This is a genomic window from Streptomyces sp. NPDC054840, from assembly GCF_053611065.1.
In genome coordinates, this window is record NZ_JBSGZP010000749.1 from 1 (window position 1) to 3,336 (window position 3,336).

The 3,336-nt window shown below is 73.0% G+C and carries 4 protein-coding genes; all 4 read right to left on the reverse strand.

The window, feature by feature from the left end; translation table 11 throughout:
- Nucleotides 1-39 precede the first annotated feature (39 nt).
- Nucleotides 40-1,119 (reverse strand): lytic polysaccharide monooxygenase auxiliary activity family 9 protein, encoded by a 1,080-nt coding sequence (locus ACWGIU_RS33360; protein ID WP_453711847.1) that lies wholly within the window; start codon nucleotides 1,117-1,119, stop codon nucleotides 40-42.
- Nucleotides 1,120-1,429: 310 nt separating this feature from the next.
- Nucleotides 1,430-2,104 carry a histone deacetylase gene (locus ACWGIU_RS33365; RefSeq protein WP_453711848.1) on the reverse strand — a complete coding sequence of 225 codons (675 nt, stop codon included), beginning with the start codon at nucleotides 2,102-2,104 and terminating at the stop codon, nucleotides 1,430-1,432.
- A 227-nt stretch (nucleotides 2,105-2,331) separates the two neighbouring features.
- The gene (locus tag ACWGIU_RS33370) at nucleotides 2,332-2,814 is read right to left on the reverse strand and encodes a DUF402 domain-containing protein (RefSeq protein WP_453711849.1); all 483 of its coding nucleotides are present in this window, start codon (nucleotides 2,812-2,814) and stop codon (nucleotides 2,332-2,334) included.
- Nucleotides 2,811-3,336, reverse strand: a 526-nt coding sequence (locus ACWGIU_RS33375) for an N-acetyltransferase family protein (RefSeq protein ID WP_453711850.1), incomplete at its 5' end; no start/stop codon positions are given. The genes ACWGIU_RS33370 and ACWGIU_RS33375, both read right to left, overlap by 4 nt.

Genomic DNA, 3,336 nt, shown 5'->3' on the forward strand with positions numbered 1-3,336 from the left:
GGGGGCGTCGGCCCGCGGTTACCGTGCCCGCACACAGCACTAGCGGCCGTGGCGGCCCGTCGTCGCACGCGCGGTGCGACGGCGGGCGGCTCCGAACAGCGCGGCGGCGCCGACGGCCAGGGCGGCGGCCCCGGCGATCGCGATCGTCGGGGTGGCGCTGTTGCCGCCCGTTTCCGCGAGGTTGTCCTTGGCCGCGGCCGGCGAGGAGGAGCCGGCCGCGATCGGGACGGCGGCGGCATCCTTCGTGCCGTTCGTCTTCGGGTCGTTGTCGCCGTGGCCGTTGTGCTCCACGGTGGACTTGCCGGCGCCGTCGGAGATCTGCTGGTCGGTCGGGGCGGAGGGCTTGTCGACGGGCTTGCCGGACGGCTCGTCCTCGGGCTTCTCGCTCGGCTTGGCACCCGTCCCGGTACCGGGCTCGGTGGTCGGAGCCGTACCGGAGTTCCCGCCGTTCCCGCCCCCGTTGCCGCCGTTGTCCTTGCCGAAGACGACGTCCGAGCAGGTGTAGAACGCCTCCGGGCTGTCGGAACGCTGCCAGATGCTGTAGATCAGATGGCGGCCCGACTTGTTGGGGACGGTCCCGGAGAACACGTAGTCGCCGTTCTGCATGCCCGGGTCGGTGACCTTCGCGAACGGCGCGGGCTCCAGGTCGGACCAGGCCAGGGGCTTCGTCGGGTCGTAGCCGTCCTTCGTCACGTACAGCTCGAAGGTGCCCCTGTGCGGGGCCGTGCCCTTGTAGCGGAAGGTGTGCGCGCCGGCGGACATCGGGCCGGCCGGCCAGTCGGCACGGGCCAGGTCCAGCCCCCGGTACTTGTCGTTGCCGGCCGAGCAGAGCCGGCCGTTCGGGATCAACGACCGGTGGTTGCCGGCCGCGTTGGCGATGTTCACCGCGTTCCAGTCGTAGAACGGCTGCGTCCCGCCGGCCGCGGCCGCGGCCTTGCAGGCCGCTGACTTCGGGGACTCCGGCCCCTCGGCGTAGCACGCCGCCACCCGGCTGACCGGGTCCGTCATCGAGCCGTGGGCGACCGCGGGAGCCGCGCCGTACGCGGCCAGCGCGAGCGGGGTCAGGCCGGCGGCGGCGATACGGGTCAGCGTGACGGCGGTGCGGCGGCGTGCGGGCATGGGTGATCTCCTTCGGGCACAAGGCAGGGGGTGCCGGCGGAATCGGACTCCGCAGTGCGCCGCCCCCCGGCGGCGCCACAACGGGCCCTTCCTGTCCTGGCCCGGCCAAGCTAGCCGCCCCGACCACGTGTTTTCCCGCCTCGGGCCCACCGGAGCGGATCCTTAGGGTCCCCTTAAGGCAGGGACAAGCGCCGCCTCAGGAACGAGGCCTTCAGCACCTGCCCGGGCCAGGTGATCCGGCTCCCCGTCGTCCAACTCCGTCCGCCCACCTCCGTCATGGACGGCAGCCTGCCGGATCGGGGGTAACACCCTAGGGGCGGATCCCATCGGCCGTGAGCAGCTCCCGCACCTGTGTGGCCGTCCAGTTCCCGGCGGCGCCGGGGCGCGACGCGAGGTAGTCGGCGATGTCCTGCTCCTCCCAGGGGCCGGACTCCAGGAGGCCGCCGGCCAGGTAGCGCAGGTATGCGCCCGACGGGTTGAGCACCTCGACGTCCTGAAGGCGCCACGGCGCGGTGAACGTCAGGAGGGGGATGCCCTCGACCGTGCCCGGGCAGATCAGGGTCTCGTACCGTCCCGGGCCCAGCTGGTCACGGCCGTGCCGTAGGGCTGTTGTCAGATCCAGGTCCGCCCCCGGCTGCTCGTACATCTCCTGGGCGGCGATGTCGGACACCTGGCCGACCGTCACCAGGTGTGCCCGTCCGCGCGTGCGCCCGGGAGCCGTGGGGTCGTAGAACCCCCGGCCCCCCGTCCATACGGGGGACTCCGTGGCGAAGTACAGGCAGCCCTCCAGCTCGACCGCGATGGAGCGCTCGGGGGCCCTGTGGTCCCGGCAGCCCGGGTACGTGCGTGACGCGCCGGGCGGGGTCCCGCCGGCGAGGTAGGTGGCGAGACGGTCCATGTGCATGTTGGACCCGTAGGAGGCGTACCAGACCCGCTCGGGCGTGGAGACCGACCCGGCGAGCGGGGTGGCGGTGTGGACGACCATGCTCAGTTCCTCGGGGATCGGGAGGGGCGAGGATTTCCATCGGCCCGTCGGCCTGGGGACGGCGATCCGGAACGATCCGGAATCTCCCCTGTCATATGCCTATCGGGCCACTGAGGCCCGTGCGTATGGTGTGGCCCCGGACCATCCCGGGCCCGGCGCCCTCCCGGCTCCCCACGGGAGGGCCGCCGCGCGCCCCACGTCCCACGCCCCGGTCCTACGTCCCCGGACTACGGTAGGAGCGCGGACAGGCCCGCCGCGGACCGGGCCTGGTCGTCCAGCGCGTCCAGGGCCCGTACCGCCTGGGCCGCGGCCTCCGGGTCGCTCGCGGCGAGCCCGCTCTCGGCGAACTCGTCCTCGTCCAGCCGCAGCACGGAGCTCCCGTCCGCCGACACCCACAGGTCGAGGTCCAGGTCCTCCACGAGGATCTCCCCGCTCTGCAGCAGGGCCGGCCGCGTGACGTCGCAGTACCAGCCCTTGAGGACGCCCCCCGCGGTCCACACCTCCTTGACCGCGTACCAGCGGGTCCGCCAGAAGTGCTCGACGAACACGTCGCCGGGCTCGAAGCGCACGAAGCCGAAGTTCCGTACCCCCTCGGCCGCCCAGGGGGCGCGCACGGAGATCCGGTCGCCGTCGTCGGCGACCTGCGCCGCCGGGTAGCGGATCTTGGTCCGGCCGGCCTTGGTCAGGACGACGGTCAGCTGTGCGGTCACGGGGTCTCCAGTTTCTTCGCGAAGCGCGTCTCGGTCGCGCAGATCTCGTAGCCGAACCACTCGTTGATGGCGAGCATCGGGCCGTTGCCCGCGTCGTTGCCGGTGAAGGCCTCGGTGTACCCGGCCGCGCGGGCCCGGTGCAGGGAGACCGTCTTGGCGAGCTTGGCCAGTCCCCGGCCGCGGAAGGCGCGCAGGGTGCCGGTCATCGCCGAGCCGTACCGGGTGGCGCCGTCGGTCCGGACCGCCGAGAAGGACGCCACCACACCGTCCACCAGGGCGACGGTGGTGAGCTCCTTGTCGAGGGTCGGGTTGTTCCAGATCTGCGCGAGCCAGTCCTCGTAGTCGGCCGACCCGGCCACCACATCGCCGGGTTCGTCGGAGGTCGCCTCGGCGTCGGCCTCGAAGAGCGGCCGCGGGTCGGCGGCGAAGGCGGAGCCGGGACGCAGTTCGACGCCGGCCGGCAGGTCCTCGTCCCGCGGCAGCTCGGGCAGTGTGACCGCCGCCAGGTCCAGGCGCAGGAAG